15 protein-coding genes and 3 tRNA genes are annotated in these 16,980 nt (G+C 29.4%); 3 read left to right on the top strand and 15 right to left on the bottom strand.

Features of this window, described 5'->3' with window-relative positions; all coding sequences use genetic code 11:
• Nucleotides 1-3 precede the first annotated feature (3 nt).
• From BR69_RS0118685 to BR69_RS0118710, 6 genes are all read right to left on the bottom strand, one after another.
• A tRNA-Arg gene (locus BR69_RS0118685) sits at nucleotides 4-80 on the bottom strand.
• Nucleotides 81-141: 61 nt separating this feature from the next.
• Nucleotides 142-215, bottom strand: a tRNA-Gly gene (locus BR69_RS0118690).
• Nucleotides 216-220: 5 nt separating this feature from the next.
• Nucleotides 221-296, bottom strand: a tRNA-Pro gene (locus BR69_RS0118695).
• 167 nt (nucleotides 297-463) lie between these two features.
• The gene (locus tag BR69_RS0118700; protein WP_027634561.1) at nucleotides 464-937 is read right to left on the bottom strand and encodes a metallophosphoesterase family protein; all 474 of its coding nucleotides are present in this window, start codon (nucleotides 935-937) and stop codon (nucleotides 464-466) included.
• Nucleotides 938-950: 13 nt separating this feature from the next.
• Nucleotides 951-1,562 carry an XTP/dITP diphosphatase gene (locus BR69_RS0118705; RefSeq protein ID WP_027634562.1) on the bottom strand — a complete coding sequence of 204 codons (612 nt, stop codon included), beginning with the start codon at nucleotides 1,560-1,562 and terminating at the stop codon, nucleotides 951-953.
• Between the two features lie 23 nt (nucleotides 1,563-1,585).
• Nucleotides 1,586-2,563 carry an AIR synthase family protein gene (locus tag BR69_RS0118710; RefSeq protein WP_027634563.1) on the bottom strand — a complete coding sequence of 326 codons (978 nt, stop codon included), beginning with the start codon at nucleotides 2,561-2,563 and terminating at the stop codon, nucleotides 1,586-1,588.
• A 98-nt stretch (nucleotides 2,564-2,661) separates the two neighbouring features.
• Here BR69_RS0118710 and BR69_RS0118715 point away from each other — a divergent pair, with 98 nt between their 5' ends.
• Nucleotides 2,662-4,026 (top strand): hypothetical protein, encoded by a 1,365-nt coding sequence (locus tag BR69_RS0118715; RefSeq protein WP_027634564.1) that lies wholly within the window; start codon nucleotides 2,662-2,664, stop codon nucleotides 4,024-4,026.
• Nucleotides 4,027-4,129: 103 nt separating this feature from the next.
• Here BR69_RS0118715 and BR69_RS0118720 read toward each other — a convergent pair whose 3' ends face one another.
• Both BR69_RS0118720 and BR69_RS0118725 read right to left on the bottom strand, forming a co-directional pair.
• Nucleotides 4,130-5,689: an ABC transporter substrate-binding protein gene (locus tag BR69_RS0118720; protein WP_027634565.1), complete on the bottom strand. Its 1,560-nt coding sequence runs from the start codon at nucleotides 5,687-5,689 to the stop codon at nucleotides 4,130-4,132.
• A gap of 80 nt (nucleotides 5,690-5,769) precedes the next feature.
• Nucleotides 5,770-6,243 carry a hypothetical protein gene (locus BR69_RS0118725; RefSeq protein WP_027634566.1) on the bottom strand — a complete coding sequence of 158 codons (474 nt, stop codon included), beginning with the start codon at nucleotides 6,241-6,243 and terminating at the stop codon, nucleotides 5,770-5,772.
• A gap of 121 nt (nucleotides 6,244-6,364) precedes the next feature.
• Here BR69_RS0118725 and BR69_RS20880 point away from each other — a divergent pair, with 121 nt between their 5' ends.
• Nucleotides 6,365-6,556, top strand: a complete 192-nt coding sequence (locus BR69_RS20880) for a hypothetical protein (RefSeq protein WP_034850154.1) — start codon at nucleotides 6,365-6,367, stop codon at nucleotides 6,554-6,556.
• A gap of 30 nt (nucleotides 6,557-6,586) precedes the next feature.
• Here the strand turns inward: BR69_RS20880 and BR69_RS0118735 are convergent, their stop codons facing one another.
• From BR69_RS0118735 to BR69_RS0118765, 7 genes are all read right to left on the bottom strand, one after another.
• Nucleotides 6,587-6,907 carry a hypothetical protein gene (locus BR69_RS0118735; protein ID WP_051623694.1) on the bottom strand — a complete coding sequence of 107 codons (321 nt, stop codon included), beginning with the start codon at nucleotides 6,905-6,907 and terminating at the stop codon, nucleotides 6,587-6,589.
• A 137-nt stretch (nucleotides 6,908-7,044) separates the two neighbouring features.
• The gene (gene ligA / locus BR69_RS0118740) at nucleotides 7,045-9,042 is read right to left on the bottom strand and encodes an NAD-dependent DNA ligase LigA (protein ID WP_027634568.1); all 1,998 of its coding nucleotides are present in this window, start codon (nucleotides 9,040-9,042) and stop codon (nucleotides 7,045-7,047) included.
• A 16-nt stretch (nucleotides 9,043-9,058) separates the two neighbouring features.
• Nucleotides 9,059-11,332: a DNA helicase PcrA gene (gene pcrA / locus BR69_RS0118745; RefSeq protein WP_027634569.1), complete on the bottom strand. Its 2,274-nt coding sequence runs from the start codon at nucleotides 11,330-11,332 to the stop codon at nucleotides 9,059-9,061.
• Between the two features lie 283 nt (nucleotides 11,333-11,615).
• Complete coding sequence (locus BR69_RS0118750; RefSeq protein ID WP_027634570.1) at nucleotides 11,616-11,918, bottom strand: YerC/YecD family TrpR-related protein; 303 nt, start codon at nucleotides 11,916-11,918, stop codon at nucleotides 11,616-11,618.
• A 308-nt stretch (nucleotides 11,919-12,226) separates the two neighbouring features.
• Entirely contained in the window at nucleotides 12,227-12,943 is a 717-nt protein-coding gene (locus BR69_RS0118755; RefSeq protein WP_027634571.1) for a pseudouridine synthase, read from the bottom strand.
• 655 nt (nucleotides 12,944-13,598) lie between these two features.
• Nucleotides 13,599-14,270, bottom strand: a complete 672-nt coding sequence (locus BR69_RS0118760; RefSeq protein ID WP_027634572.1) for a lytic transglycosylase domain-containing protein — start codon at nucleotides 14,268-14,270, stop codon at nucleotides 13,599-13,601.
• A 239-nt stretch (nucleotides 14,271-14,509) separates the two neighbouring features.
• Nucleotides 14,510-16,516 carry a triple tyrosine motif-containing protein gene (locus tag BR69_RS0118765; RefSeq protein ID WP_027634573.1) on the bottom strand — a complete coding sequence of 669 codons (2,007 nt, stop codon included), beginning with the start codon at nucleotides 16,514-16,516 and terminating at the stop codon, nucleotides 14,510-14,512.
• A gap of 247 nt (nucleotides 16,517-16,763) precedes the next feature.
• On the opposite strand from BR69_RS0118765, the gene BR69_RS21910 reads away from it, so the two are divergent.
• Entirely contained in the window at nucleotides 16,764-16,940 is a 177-nt protein-coding gene (locus BR69_RS21910; RefSeq protein ID WP_160169969.1) for a hypothetical protein, read from the top strand.
• Nucleotides 16,941-16,980: the final 40 nt, after the last annotated feature.

Consider the following 16,980-nt stretch of genomic DNA (forward strand, 5'->3'; position numbering starts at 1 on the left):
ATATGGTGCGTCTTAAGAGATTCGAACTCCTGGCCCACGGCTTAGAAGGCCGTTGCTCTATCCAACTGAGCTAAAGACGCTTAATTAAAGTACATTATACATTTTAATTGTTAACTTAACATTTGTCAAGAACTTTTAAAATGGAGCGGGTGATGGGAATCGAACCCACGTAGCCAGCTTGGAAGGCTGGAACTCTACCATTGAGTTACACCCGCGCATTTGGTCGGGGTGACAGGGATCGAACCTGCGACCTCATGGTCCCAAACCACGCGCGCTCCCATCTGCGCCACACCCCGGCAACTTGTTTGTTGCCGTTCCTAACGACATGATTTATTCTACACCATATATTTTTTATCGTCAATAGTTTTTTTTATTTTTTTTACATAATATTTTATATTGAGATGTATAAAAATTAGAAATACCTAGTATTCATCACTAATTCACCAGGGTTATTTCTTATCAATTAATCTAACTTTTTAAACTCAACATCCATACTATTCCCATTTATATGTATAAAAGCCATAGACTTCTTTCCGTCTCTTGGAAGACTAACACTACCAGGATTTAATATTAAAATCCCATCCTCAACTTCTTTATATGCTATATGAGTATGACCATATAATCCTATATCAGCATTAACTTCCTTTGCCCTTAGCATAATTTTAAAAGGATTATAATAAACCCCATAGTTATGTCCATGGGTTAGAAAAATTCTTTTCCCTTGAATATCAATTACCTTATCTTCTGGAACATATATTTCCCCATCACCATTTCCTCTTACAAATACTATGTCCTTTTTAAATCTTTCCTTTATGAAAGTAATATCTCGTACATTATCTCCAAGGTGTATTATCATATCTGCTTTTTCCGCTTCTTTAAGTGCTTTTATTATGCTTGTTTCATGTCCATGAGTATCACTTATTACTGCTATTATCAAAGTAAGTCACCTCTTACAAATACTTAACTATTTGTTTTTTTAATTCCTTTAGAGCTATACCTCTATGGCTTATAGTATTCTTTTCCTCTGGTTTTATCTCTCCAAAGGTTTTATTAAGTTCTTCTATTAAAAATAAAGGATCATATCCAAATCCATCTTCTCCCTTTATAGACTCTATAATTTTCCCCTTTACTCTTCCCTCTATGCTACTTTCCTTGCCATAATAATCTATAAGAGCAAGATGGCATACAAATTCCCCACCTCTATTCTCAAATGGAACTCCCTTTAATTCTTCTAATAATTTTTCATTGTTTTTCTTTGAATCTCCATGTTCTCCTGCATATCTTGCTGAATAAACCCCTGGTCTTTTATTTAAAGCATCTACTTCAAGACCTGAATCATCTGCCATAACTATAAAATCTTTCTCATTCTTTTCCTTTAAGACCTCATATATTTCTCTTGCTTTTTTAAAAGCGTTTTCCTCAAAGGTTTCCCCATCTTCTTCTACGTCAATAAATATTTCTTTTTCTTTTAAACTATATATCTCTAAAGGTAGATCCTTTAAAATTTCTTTTATCTCTTTTATCTTATTTTCATTATTACTTGCAACAATTAAATTTTTCATACCTTTCCTCCTACTGCTTATATCTAAATAATCTTAAAAAGCTCATCTCTTTCTGGAGGATCTACTTCCCTTTCTTCTCCATTAATATCTATAACTATCCCTTTTTCCTTAGATATTATTTCTCCTATTAAAGTAGCCTCAATGTTATTTACCTTTAATTCCTCTATAATTTTCTCTCCATCACTAGTTACAATAACCATAGATCCCGATGATATTAATCTTAGACAGTCTATATTAAAAAATTCACATATTTTCTTTGTTACATTCCTTATAGGTAGCTCCTTTTCATTTATTATAAATCCTACATTTGATGCCTTAGCCATTTCCCAAATAGCTCCAAGGATTCCTCCCTCTGTAACATCGTGCATAGAGCTTACATTAAATTTACTAGCTATTTTACCTTCTTCTATAACACTTAATAATTCACTAAATCCCTTAGCTTCTAATATTTCTTCCTCACTTAGAACCTTCTTAAGTTCTTCTTCTTTTTCATTGACTAATATACTACTTCCTTCAATACCCAAGGTCTTTGTGATTATTATCTTATCTCCTACCTTAGCACCCTTTGTAGATATAGGATTATTAGTTTTTCCTATTACAGTACAGGAAACCACCATTTTGTTTACAGCTTCTGTAACCTCTGTGTGTCCTCCTATAATTTCAACATTAATTTTTCTGCACTCTTCCCCTATATCCTCCATTATCTTTTGTATATCTTGAATTGTTGAGTTTAGGGGGGCTAAAATTGTTACCATTATTCCTACTGGTTCTGCTCCTGAAGAAGCTATGTCATTACAGTTTATATTTACTGCAAGTTTACCTAAGTTTTTTGTAGCTCCAGTTATAGGATCCGTTGATAAAACTATTTTACTATTATGAAAATCTAATATAGCACAATCTTCTCCTATTCCATTTGAAACTAATACTTCTTCCCTTTTTACAGTTTTATTTTTATCTATTATATATTTTAATTCATCCCAGTTAAGCTTTCCTGCTTCCATAAAAATTATCCCTTCTTTAGAAATATAAGAAAACATGAACTATTTCCCTGTATTTTACATATTATTTATATAAGGATTAATATTTTGAGGTGAAAAATTTGAGATATATCGGTCCATTTTTAAGAATAAACTCTTTGACCACTGAAAATGTTAAAAATCAATTATTTCATTTTACTAAAGAGTCATTAAAGCACATAAATTTAAGCTCTAGTTGTGGAGTGACAACTTCCTTTAAGGACCTTAAGATTCAATCATCACCTAACATTGATATTAACATATTTAAAGAAATTTCTCCACTTCTATGCATTTATAAGAAAGCTAATGGAAAGGTTCTAAAAAACAAGCATGGTTTATACTGGGAGGAATCTAGTTTTAAAAAGGATATAATAATGGAGGCTAATATACTAAATACCCTTTGCCTTCTATCCCTTAGTAATTACTATTATTCCTTAGAAGGAAAAAATAAAGCATTATACTCTCTTGGAACACTATACTCTCATATTTGTAAGTCACAACTTGACTTTTATTATAAGCATTTGAAAAATGAAGATGGAATATTTATAGATAAGCAAAATGTTTCAGAAGGTTCTTCTAAAAATATGGTTTTAGAGTATAAAGAGGGTCAATATAAGGCCTCAGACCAAGGTTTTATGATGCTAGCAAGCTTTAAATATTCCTTAGATCCAAATAGCCATGATAGTGAAAACTATAAAAATTTTGCTATGGATATATTAAATATGTTCTGTCATTATAGGGATGAACTTTATGACTTACCTAATGAAGATCGAGGAAAACTTTTATTATCCCTAAACTTATTCTATAAAGAGTCTAAGGATGAAAGATGCAAAGAACTCTTAATGGATATTATGGATTATCACATTCAATGCTTTAATGAAGAAAATAGAATAGAAAACTTTGAGAATTCTAATGAATTATCTTTAAATTTTATTAATATAAAACTTTTTATGAGCCTTACAGGACTAGAACTTTTCACTGAAGAGGAATGTGATTTAAGTGATGCAATAAAATCCTTGTATGATGAACGACTAGGTGTTCTAATTAAAAAAAGAGATAAAAAAGAATTTAAGATTACCTCCTCAGATATACTGATTTATTTGACTGCCCTATTACTTTGTGAAGAAGAGGAAAAACTAAACAATGTAATAGTAGATGCCTATAAAAGACATTTAATCTCCTCTGGTCTTGTAGGTTCATGGCCTGATTGTCCTAACTTAGATAGTGTAGAAAGATATTTAAACTTCTCCTTAAAGGCAGAGGATTTACTGGGTGATGAAAACTTTAAACCAAATTCAATTCAAACCCCTGAAGTTTCATCTCTTGCTCCTATATTTTATAAAACCATTTATTTTAATACTAAAAAAGCTACCTTCACAAAAATAAAAAGTCATTTTGATTCTTCTGAAAATATGCTTAGCTTTTTTATGATTCTCTACTTTATGTAAAAATCCTATAAGTATAATTAAACTTAAAACCCTATATATAAATTTAAAAGTGTATGACTTATAATACTTAAACCAGCCTTATAAGTCATACACTTCTCTTATACTATTTATTATTTTTATTAACCTTTTTTAATAATATATTATTATTTCCATCTAGTTCTACTCCACTTACCTCTTTAGATATAGCATAACTTAAGGAATCATAATATACAGGTATATAGGTTATATCCCTTGATAAAATAGATATTGGAGTTATAAAATCTTTTTCTTTATCTACTAAAACTTTGTTTAATATCTTATCATATTCTCCATTGTTATATCTTGAGATATTTCTCTTATTATCTTTTGTCCATAATTTAAAGAAATCTTCTTTTTTTACAGGCTGCTTATAAAACTTTAGAGCTAAATCATATTCTCCATCCTCTAAGGTTTTATTAAATTCCTCTTGGTTTAGAAATTTCTTATTAATACTTAACTCTAATTGATCCTTAAGTATCTCTTCTAACTTTTCTGCTATTAGTTTATTTTTATTATCATTAAGAAAAACCATATTTATAACTGTCTTCTCATCATAATCCATATCCTTAAATATTGATTTTATTTTTGATATATCAACATCACCTTTATATCCTCCAGAGGTTTGCATAACATCTTCATTATAATTTTTAAATGCCATATCACCTTTTCCTTGTATAAGACCAGCTTTACTATAAAGGTCTTCCTCATTATATAAAAGTTTTACACTTTCATTTATTGCCTTCCTAAAACTTAGATTTCCTCCTAAATCTTTTTTACTATGATTAAATAGTAGAGCAAACATATCTCCTGTAGGATAAAATTCTAAATTTCCCATACTAGTATCTATACTGGTTTCTTTAAGAGGAATATTGAATATAATATCTGTCTTACCTGAATTAAAGGATGCCAAGGATTTTTCTGGGCTATTTCTAACAAGTTTAACCTGATTTTCTTCCACCTTGTCCCAATAGCCTTCATTTCTTTTTAATAATATAAATTCATTTTCCTTCAAATCTTCTATCACATATGGTCCACTATATTCAATTTCTTTATAACTACTTGTATAGTTGTATAACTTGTTAAAATTCTTTCTTAACCTATAGTTAGGCTTTGATAGAATCTTTAAAAATTCTTCATTAGCATTATTCATTCTTATATTTAATGTTTTATTGTCTGTAGAATTAATAGCTACATCCTTAAATGTCTTTTTTCCTTCATTGAATTCCTTGGCCCCATATATAGAATATAACTCACTGGCATAAGGGTTCTTTAAACTAGGGTCTAATATGTTTTTAAAAAACTCTACAAAATCTGAAGCAACTATTGGCTTTCCGTTACTCCATTTTATATCTTCCCTAAGCTTAAAAGTATAACCTATACCATCATTAGTTACCTCATAGCTTTCAGCTAAGGATCCAATAATTTCTTTATTACTTCCTATAGTGACTAGTCCATCAAATAATGAACATATTAAATCCTCACTTCTTTCTTTAGAATCCTCCTTAAGAACTAAGGTTTTTGGAAACTCCTCCATACCATATGTAAGAAGAGTATTCTCTTCCTTATCTTCTACATTCTTCTTTTGTATACATCCAACCATAAACAGCTGGCAAACTATCACAATAGCTAAAATTATTTTTTTCATTATATCACCTATCAAAACTTTTTATTCCTAAATTGAATTTACTTATTTAAAGTCTTGACATTTTTTTCTATTATTAAACCTTAACTTGGGATATACATATAAAAATTTAGTTGACTAGGTTTTAACTTTTGATTAAAGTCAATATTCATCCAAACCTGCCTTTTTATAAAATGAAATCCATCCTCTACAGTTATATTAACTTTCTCTTCTTTTTTTAGTATATTCTTAGCTTCTTTAGAGAAGTTCCCTGTAGTTATATATACCCCATTTTTTATTTCAAGATTATTAAGCTTTTCTATAAAACTTATCACATCATTTTCTCTTATAATCAAAGCCTTATGAAACTTTAAAAATACTTTTTTATTATTAGATTGAATTGTGATCTCTAGAATACTTCTATCCTTTAAAATAATTATATATTCTATTCCAAACTCCCAACAATCTCTGCTTATTACCCCGTAAACTTCTTTTATACTTATTGTTCTTAATCCTCTTAATCCTTCCTCAACCTTCCTTTTTCTCACCCTATAGTAAATTCTATCTAGTATCTTCATAACTCACCTTTTTATATTACTATACTCTAGTATATGACCCTATAAAAAACTTTAATAACTACTTATATTGTTTTATTTATGTTATAATTTTTTATAGAATATTTTAAGGTAGGAGGTCTTTATGGTAACATTTCTTCAAATATTAACTATAATTGTTATATTTCTTTTTATCGGTCTATCTATAGCAAGTTTTGTTATTTTAAATAAGATATTTTCTCAAATAAAATATAAAAACTATTTAATGGAAAAGCTTACTCATAATATTTATATGTTAGCTAAAAACTCGTCAAGTGAAGATAATAAAAATAACTAAAAAGGTGTGCTAAATAGCACACCTTAAATATTAATATACATTCATCACCATAAAGAAAATAGATAATATAGAGATGCTTAAACAAATTATTGGATAAACAACTCGTTTCCTACTCTCCTTATCAAAAGCAAACTTAATTCCCCATATAATCATAGTTATGGATACTACAGTTTGAAGGGCATAATAGTTATTAAGTATTTTTATATAAATTATATTATGTGTAGATAAAAATACGCATACGAGAGTTATCAATGTAGCTAAAACAAAAGCCCAAGCTAAATATATAACTATTATCTCTGCTTTTTCTAAAAACCCTCTTGAGGAATTCTTATCCTTGTTTTCTAAAATCATTATTCAATTCCTCCCAAAACTATACTAAATACTTCATATATATTACATCTATATGCTAGTTTTGTAAAGTTACAAAGTATTTACATATGTGAATTAAAATAATTACTTATTTTTAATTCTTCATTTCCTTTAACTGCTTAAATCATTTTTTCAAATTCTTCTTCACTTATAACTTGTATATTCAGTTCTTTTGCCTTATCATACTTAGAACCTGGATCTTCTCCAATTAGTACATAAGATGTCTTCTTGCTTACAGACCCTGATACCTTTGCTCCTAAAGATTCTAATTTTTCTTTTATACTTGATCTTGAATAATTTTTAAGACTTCCTGTAACAACTACAGTTTTACCTTGGAATACATTTCCTTCAGACTGAATATCTTTCTCTTCATATTTAGGGGTAATTCCTAAACTTAATAATTCATCTATAGAATTTTTTATCTTCTCATCTTTAAAAAATTCTGTTATACATTTGGCTACTATATCCCCAACATCCTCAACTTCCACAAGTTCCTCAAAGGTAGCTACTTGGATATTTTCTAAGGTTTTAAATCTCTTAACTAAATCTTTAGAGGTTTTTACTCCCACATTAGGTATGCCTAATGCATATAGAAATGAATGCAATTCACAGTTTTTACTTTTTTCTATGGCATCTAAAAGATTCTGTGCCTTCTTTTCACCAAACCTTTCAAGTTTTAAAAGATTATCCTTTTCTAGCTTATATAAATCTCCAAGAGTCCTTAAATCTAGTTCTTCAAATAATTGCTCAGCAGTTTTTTCACTAAATCCTGCAATATTCATTGCTTCCCTTGAGCCATAGTGTACTATACTCTTTACAAGCTGTGGTTTACAAGATAAAGTGTTTTCACAAAAATAATGAGCTCCATTTAGTATAACCTCACTATTGCAATAAGGACAATTGCTTGGTGGTTCTATTTCTCTTGTATTTTCTAAAGCCTCACCAGTAACTCCCATAATCTCTGGTATAACATCATTAGAACGTCTAACAAAAACCTCTGCTCCTATTTTTACGCCCTTTCTCTTTATATCATCCATATTATTTAATGTGGCTCTTTTAACTGTTACCCCTGCAAGTTCTACTGGTTCTAGAATAGCGGTTGGACTAACCCTACCACTTCTCCCTACATTCCATTCCACATCAAGGAGCTTAGTTGTAGTTTCTTGTGCCTCAAACTTATAGGCTATAGCCCATTTTGGAAACTTAACAGTATAACCTAGGAGTTCTCTTGTTCTCATATCATTTATTGCTATAACAACTCCATCTATATCATAATTTAAATTAAACCTTATATTATCTATATAAGATATTTCTTTTTCTATTTCCCCTATAGTGCTACATTCTCTTATATAATCATCCATTAGAAAACCTTGGTCTTTTATAAAATCTAACATTTCTAGATATGTGTTAAAAGGTCTCCCCTCATTATATCCTATATCATAGAAAAAGGCTGTTAAGTTTCTTCTTGCTGTTTCTTTTATGTTTAAATTTCTAAGAGCTCCTGCTGCTCCATTTCTTAGGTTCTTAAGAGGTACATCTGAGTTTTTATTGTATTCCTCAAAAGCTTCCTTTGTCATAATAGCTTCCCCATGAATCTCCATTAAACTATTATAGCTTATTTTAAGTGGAAGGCTCTTTATGGTTTTACCTTGAAGAGTTATATCCTCTCCAATTTCTCCTGTTCCTCTAGTGGCCGCCTTTATAAGAACACCATTTTTATCATAGGTGCAGTTTAAGGTTAGGCCATCAAACTTTTTAGTTAAAATATATGTGAGTTCTGGAAGTTTATCCTCATTAGTTCTATTATATTCATCCCATAGTTTTTTATTTCTTTTATGCCACTCTTTTATCTCCTCTAAGCTTTGAGCCTTATCTAAACTCCAAAGTCTAGCCTTATGAGCATATTTTGAAAACTCTGGTAAAACTCCATCTCCCACCCTCTGAGTTGGGGAATAGGATAAAACAAATCCCGTCTCTTTCTCTAGATTTAAAAGTTCATCATATTTTTTATCATATTCCTTATCACTTATAGAAGGTTTATCTAATACATAATATTCATGACTATATTCATTTAATTCTTCTACTAATTCTCTAATTCTATCTTCTCTATTTTCCAAAGATAACACCTCCAATTTAAAGCACTTCAAGAGGAGCTATGCTAAGTAATAACTGCTTAACTCCCATATTATCAAAGGCAATGGTAAGTTTTATATCATCACCTTGAGGCATAGCTGATACTATAGTTCCAACTCCAAACTTAGCATGCTTAACCTTTCTCCCTGGACTTGCCTCCCCCTTTGTAAGAAGGGTTCCTCCATTACTTTCCATTGCTTTTTTTATAATTTCTGATGGTGATGATGCTTTTCCTTCATAGCTACTTCTTCTCATACTATGAGGATTTGCATAAGCTTCTCTTCTTGAAGCTTCCATCTTTTTCTCAAAAGTTGATTTTGATCCTACCTGACTTCTAGAATTTACATATTCCTTAAGATTATCTGATATCTCTAACAAGAAATCTGATTGAGGATAACTTTGAGTTCTTCCATATACTCTTCTAACCTCTGCTGAAGTCATATAGAGAATTTCCTTAGCCCTTGTTATTCCAACATAACATAGCCTTCTCGATTCCTCCATCTCCTTATTATCATTAAAGGATGAATTTCCAGGGAATATACCATTTTCCATACCAACCATAAATACAGTTGGAAATTCCAGCCCCTTAGCACTATGAACTGTCATAAGAACTACACTATCTGCATCTGCATCATAGTTATCCACATCCGCCACTAAAGTAGTTTTCTCTAAAAATCCTGCAAGAGATTTATCCTCATTGGCACTATCCTTCTCAAAGGCAACTGCTGCTGATACAAGTTCTTCTAAGTTATCAACCCTACTTTGGTTTTCTGGATCCTTTGAATCCTTAAGATCCTTTAAATACCCTGTAACCTCTAATATATATTCAATAAAATCTGATACGGGAAGCTGCTCACTCATAAGATTAAGTTCTTCCATAATATCTCTAAATTTACCTATACTAGTTACATTTCTTGGAGTAAGGGTTGGAACATTCTCTACCTCTACCACTGCATCATAAAGATTTAATCCACCATCATGAGAATAAGCCATAAGCTTTTCAACAGTAGCATCTCCTATGCTTCTTTTGGGTACATTTATTATTCTTTTTAAACTTATATCATCTTGAGGGTTTGCTATAACCTTCAAGTAAGCCATTATATCCTTTATTTCTTTTCTATCGTAGAACTTAAGTCCTCCAATTATTCTATATGGAATTCCTCTTTTTATAAAAGCATCTTCAAAACTACGTGATTGTGCATTAGTTCTATAAAGTACTGCAAAATCACTAAAGAATTTATCATCTTTATCCTTAATCCTCTTTATTTCCCTAGCCACAAAATCTGCCTCATCTGTTTCTGAGTAAGACCTATATAACTTTATTTTCTCTCCCTCTGGATTTTCTGTTCTAAGAACCTTATCTTTTCTTTCACTATTATTTTTTATAACTTCATTAGCTGCTCTTAATATGGTTTCCATGGATCTATAATTTTGTTCAAGTTTTACTATCTTAGCTTCTGGATAATCCATTTCAAAATCCAAGATATTTCTTATATCTGCACCTCTCCACTGATAAATACATTGGTCATCATCTCCAACAACACAAATGTTTTTATGTTTAGCTGCTAGCATCTTTACAAGTTCATATTGTGCCTTATTTGTATCTTGGTACTCATCAACCATTATGTACTTAAATTTTCTTTGATAGAATCCTAGTACTTCTTCATTATTTTTAAATAGCTCAATGGTTTTAAATATTAAATCATCAAAGTCTAAGGCATTATTTGTTTTTAACCTTTTCTGATAAAGTTCATAAACTTCTCCAATTCTCTTATCCCTAAAATTATCACTATTTTCTCTTAAAAACCTTGAAGGTGTTATAAGATTATCCTTAGCCTTCCCTATTCTTCCTAGGATTTCTCCTTCATTCATATCCTTATCATTTATACTTAATTCTGCCATACATTGTTTTATTAACGCCTTTTGATCATAGGTATCGTATATAGTAAAATCTCTTTTATATCCTAAGTGTTCTATTTCTCTTCTAAGTATCCTAACACAACTTGAATGGAAGGTAGATATCCACATTCCCTCAGCTTCTTCCTCTCCTATAAGAGCCTTAACCCTTTCCCTCATTTCCCCAGCTGCCTTATTAGTAAAGGTTATAGCTAGTATTTGAGATGGAAATATATCCAAATTTTTTATCATATGAGCCATTCTATGGGTTAAAACTCTTGTCTTTCCTGATCCCGCTCCTGCTAGTATAAGCACCTGACCTTCTATTGTTGTTGCTGCTTCATATTGTTCTTTGTTAAGTAAAGCTTTTAAATCCATGGGGTCACCCTCCTTAAATAAAATTCATTATATTATAATATAATGAAAACTTTAATCTTTATAATTTTTTATTTTATCAAAATGTATTATAGGTTTACCACCTATCCCTTAAATACTAATGTAAAAATTCCAAACTCATCCTTATAAATTATATACCATATTAATTAATATAAAACCTGAATAGAAATTAACTTTCTCTTTATTATATCTTAATTTATATTATACCAAAAATAAAAAAAATAAAGCTATGGGCAAGCCACAGCCATATTAATATATAAACCTACTATTTTTTCCAATTTATTCTATCAAATATTATTTTATAACCCTCACTACCATAATTCAAGGACCTATTTACTCTACTTATAGTTGCAGTGCTTGCTCCTGTAGAGCTTGCTATATCTAAATATGTTCTTCTTTGCTTTAGCATCTTTGCTACCTGTAATCTTTGCTCTAATGCTTTTATTTCATTTATAGTGCATATATCCTCAAAAAACTTATAACATTCTTCAAGGTTTTTAAGGCTCAATATTGCTTCAAACAAAAGATCCATTTCATCACTTTCAAATTTTGATTTATAGCTTACCATATGATCCCCCCCAATTTAATACATATTTAGATTTTACCACTTCTTTCTAAAATATTCCATAAGAAACTTAGATTTAGAAGTATAATTTGTCAAAAAATAAAAACACAACCCTTGGGGCCAGGTTGTGTTCACCAATAAATAAAAAGGGGGCTATTTATCCTTTTATTTATCTTTCATATATAATTATAATATTTATTATAATCATCTGCAAGAGATTTAATCAATTTCTTTCTTTTTTACAATTTGTTATGATTTTTTACATTTCATTCATTCTTTGTTAATGAAATATTTATTTCAAGAACATAGTATTAAATATCTTTTAACAAAGCAACTTCCTCATCTGTAAGCTCTCTATATTGACCTTCTTCTAAATTCTCATCTATATCTAAAGGTCCAAACTTCACACGTCTAAGATATACAACTTTCTTTTTCACACTCTCAAACATCCTTTTAACCTGATGGAACTTTCCTTCCTGTATGGTTACATGAACCTCTGAACCCTCCTCATAATCTCCTATGATTTCAAGAATTCCCGGCATGCATTTATATCCATCATCTAAAACAACACCTTTTTTGAAAGCTTTAATATCATCCTCTGTAACTTTTTTATCTATCCTTGCATAATAAACTTTATCCACATGCCATTTAGGTGAAATTAACCTATGATTTAGTTCCCCATCATTAGTAAGTAACAGAAGCCCCACAGTATCTTTATCTAACCTTCCCACAGGAAAAGGATCAAATACAGCATCTTCTGGGTCTAATAAATCTACCACAGTGGAGTCATACTTATCAAAGGTTGCAGAGATAACCCCATCTGGTTTGTTCATTATTAAATATATGTATTTTCTATAAAAGACCTCTTCTCCATCCACTTTAATTATATCCTTCTCTGGATCTACTTGGAGTCCATTATCTTTAACTTTTTCCCCATTTACCTCTACAATTCCCTTTTTAACTATAGATTTTATTTCTTTTCTACTTCCATATCCTAAATTTGAAAGAATCTTATCTAATCTTTCCATATAACATCTCTCCCTTCTTTAAACTAGAGAATTTTAAATACTGTTTTATATTATACCTGTTCTTAAAAGGTTTTTATATATATTTTAATGTTTCCACATATTAAAGAGAATTTCACTGTTTTTTCTGAATATTTTGTGGATAACCTTAATACTTTATATATTTTTGTGGAAAACTAATTTTTAATACAACTTTTCAGTAATATAATACTATAAAACTTTAAATTTATTCATTATTAATGTGTTTAATTTATACTATATAAGTTCTAATATTAAAACTACATTAGATTCAGTTGAAACTTATTGAGTCATCAATCAGTGAAATATAAATTTTTTAATGCAACATATATATATTAAACATATTTATAAATTAAACTTAATCATCTATATAAAACCTTATATTTTATTACCTAAACAATCATATAGATTTTCAAACTTGAACCTTAACCTATATATTACCTAACTCCTTAAAATTATAGATTCTAATAAATCTATAGAATAAATATTAACTTTAGAAACCCTATTTCTAAAGTTGATACTTTAATAAAACATATGTAGCTATAAATAAAAAGATGGAAAACTTGCATACTAAGCTTTCCATCTTTTTATTTATATGTTTTACATAAGTTCTAAATCATACTTTTTATGTCTTAAGAAATTATTTTCCTCTCCAATACTCCATAACCTTTTTTACATGAGTTCTTGTTTCCCAAGGTAACTTCCATATGTCCTCTACGGCCTTTACTCCTCTCTTTTGAAGAGTTCCTGGCCCTGCATTATATGCTGCAAGTCCTAATTCTACATTTCCATTATATCTTTTTATATAATCCTTTAGATGTTTTGTCCCTCCATCAATATTTTCAAAAATATCATAAGGATTCGATATGTTATATTCCTTTACATTGGCTGGCATAAGCTGCATAAGCCCCATAGCTCCAGCATGAGATTTCTCATTAACATTAAAGTTAGATTCTTGTTTTATTAATGCCCATATAAGCTTTCCATCTATACCATACTTTTTTGATGCTTCTTCTATGGCTTTATCTATTCTTTCATTTTTACTAGATGGTATATCCTGAGAAACATTGCTTACATTTTGGTAATTCTTAATAAGATCTCCCCTAAGATTTAAGGAACTATTATTAAGATTTTCTGAATTTAGTCCATTTAAATTTAAAAGGTTCATCAAGCCTTTAGAATCCTTACCATTCATATTTTTCATTAAAGCTTCTAAAGCTATTTGAAATGCCATACTATCTCCAGTGGATTTTTTCATAGTATTTGCCATAAGTTGAGCCATCATAAACCCTTGTACACTTTCTATATTCATTATCATTCTCCTCTCTTAAGTTTCTTAAACCTCTTAAGTTTATTATAAGTTTGTATACTACCATAAATTCTTATATATCCTAATTATAATTTAATATATATCCTAACTTTTTTAAATACGTACCATGCAATAATTTTACTAAAATTATTACAAACTTCTAAGCTCTAACTAGAGAATTCAATCCTCACTAAATATAAAATTAAAAAGTTTCTTCCCTTATTATTAGTATATTAATATGATTATTCTAATTTAGAAGTAAACTCATATATATGATAATCCTCATAAGAAATATTTCTATAAGAACTTTTTGATAATACTAAAATTTTATATTCTCCTTCTCTATAAGGAATAAAAGAATAGAAGTTCTTCTTACTGTATCTTTGAACACGTCGCCATTCTCCACTATGGATTAAATAAAACTCATAAATTACATCCTTTCCTCCCTCTGAGGAAACAATAAATTCTACTCCTTCATTACAAATTATATTGTCTTTAGAAGGTTTAATCCTTGTATTTGTAACTGGCAGTGCCTCATGAACTACTATATTGATACTTTTTTTACAGTCATACTCCTTTGTGGATTTTATATTCTTCCCAATAACCTTAAGAGTATATTTTCCACTGCATTTAGGAATAAGTTTATATTTAAGTTTCTTTCCATACTCTGTTTCTTCTACTAGTTCATTATTTATATATAAATTATACTTCAATAGAATATTTCGTGTGTTTTGTGCTACAACTTCAATAGAAATTTCATCATTAACCCTATAATATTCTTTAACATCAAAAAGAATATAGTCTATGTTCCCTGCAACAAACTCTTTTACATCAAAGTATAGGGTACTTTGTCCATCAAAATCCTTTAAGGAATATTTATCCTTAATTTTTATTTCCATCTTATATTCTGTAGCTTCCTCTGGAGTGAAGTTAACCCAATTACAGCTTCCAAAATCTACACCGCATATTTCTTCCTCTTTTTTATATATGGTAAAACTATATTCTGGTTCAATACCACCTTCAGTTTCTACTTTTATATTTATAATTTCATTTTTTACATAATTTTTGGTTTTATCAAGGACTATATCTTTTATCCTAAGAGGGATATAGAATTCCTTATCTATTATATATTCTAACTTTCCCAAAGCCTCATATTCTCCATCATAGGACTTATCCTTTACCATAACTCTTATTTCATACTGTCCTTCATGGCTTGGCTTCCATAAAAACTCATTACTATTAATAAAACCACTATCTATACTATAATTACCATCTATTATATATCTATAAATAAGCTTATTTCCACCCTCTGCTAAAACCTTTATATTTATTTCACGTCCTCTTAATTGAGGTGAAGATAAATCAGTTATAATATTTTTTATATTAATATTTTTATAAGGTTTTATTTCATAGTTTAAAACAGCTCTATCATCCCACTGCTCCTTAGAATACATATCTTTAGCCATAACTAGAAGTTTATATTTTCCACTTATATTTTCTGTGTAGGATATTACTTTCTTAGATGAGTAATCTTGAATTAATGTGACTTTTCCTTCCTCATCCACCTTATAAAACTTATATAAAATCATTCTTGAAGAATCGCACCTGGATTCAACTTGAAATATAACTTCCCTATTTACCATTAAATCGTCTTGAGTTAAACATTTTAAATTTATTATTTCTATAGGACTTAAGGGCTCAACCTTAAATCCTATGGTTTTTCCATCATCAAACTTATTGGAAGAATTTATATCTTTGCATTCCACAAGTACTTCATATTCCCCTTCCTTGGTTAAGGTAAAGAGTAATATATTTTCAGTACAATAATCCCTAATCATCTCCCATGATCCATCTTGAAATATCCAATATCTATATAATATATTCTCTTTTTTACTATTTACAATTACCTCTAACTTATCACCAACTAAGTATTCACCTTTATTACACTTAACACTTTCTATTAATGAAAGACTTTTTTCCCCTATAGAATAACTAGTCTTATCATAAAAATCAAAGGGTTTTTTACTGTTCTTACTCTTACATTGAACCATTACAAAATATTCTCCATCTCTTCTAGGAGTCCACTGAATACTGCTATCTTCGCTAAAATCATCAAGAGCCTCCCATATGCCAGACTCTCCTATTAAAAACTTATATAAGATATCGTCTTCACAAATAGCTCTTATTTCTATACTGGAATCCTTTTCCTGTGGACTAGGTAAATTAAATTGTATATCCACTTTGTTCATAAAACCAAAGCCCCCTAATATATTTAACATAAACCTTTATTCTACACTTTATAGCTAAATCAAATTAAAAACTCAAGTTAATTACCTCTAAACTTATATTGACTCAATTTTAAAAGAAATTATATATTTATTATACACTAATTCCATATTTTGTAACAATAGTATTTGTGCAAATTATATATTTATGCAAATTTTTCAAAGAATATTCTAATTTCTTAAGGGAAAATATAATAAGGAGGTGATTTATATGCCAGGATTTACAAAGGGAACTTTTATAGACTACCATCTTGAGGACGAGGAAGGAAAATATAATAAACTAGAATCTCTTCCTTCTAACATGCCACCCTATGATCAAAGAATAGATAATGGTATATTGTTCCCCGAAATACCTAAGACCGTTTCTAATCATATAGAAAGACGATAATTTTTTATTCCTATGTTTTGTATATTTTAAATTAAAGAGA

It is taken from the genome of Clostridium hydrogeniformans DSM 21757, from assembly GCF_000686705.1.
Taxonomy (GTDB): Bacteria; Bacillota; Clostridia; order Clostridiales; family Clostridiaceae; genus Clostridium_Z; species Clostridium_Z hydrogeniformans.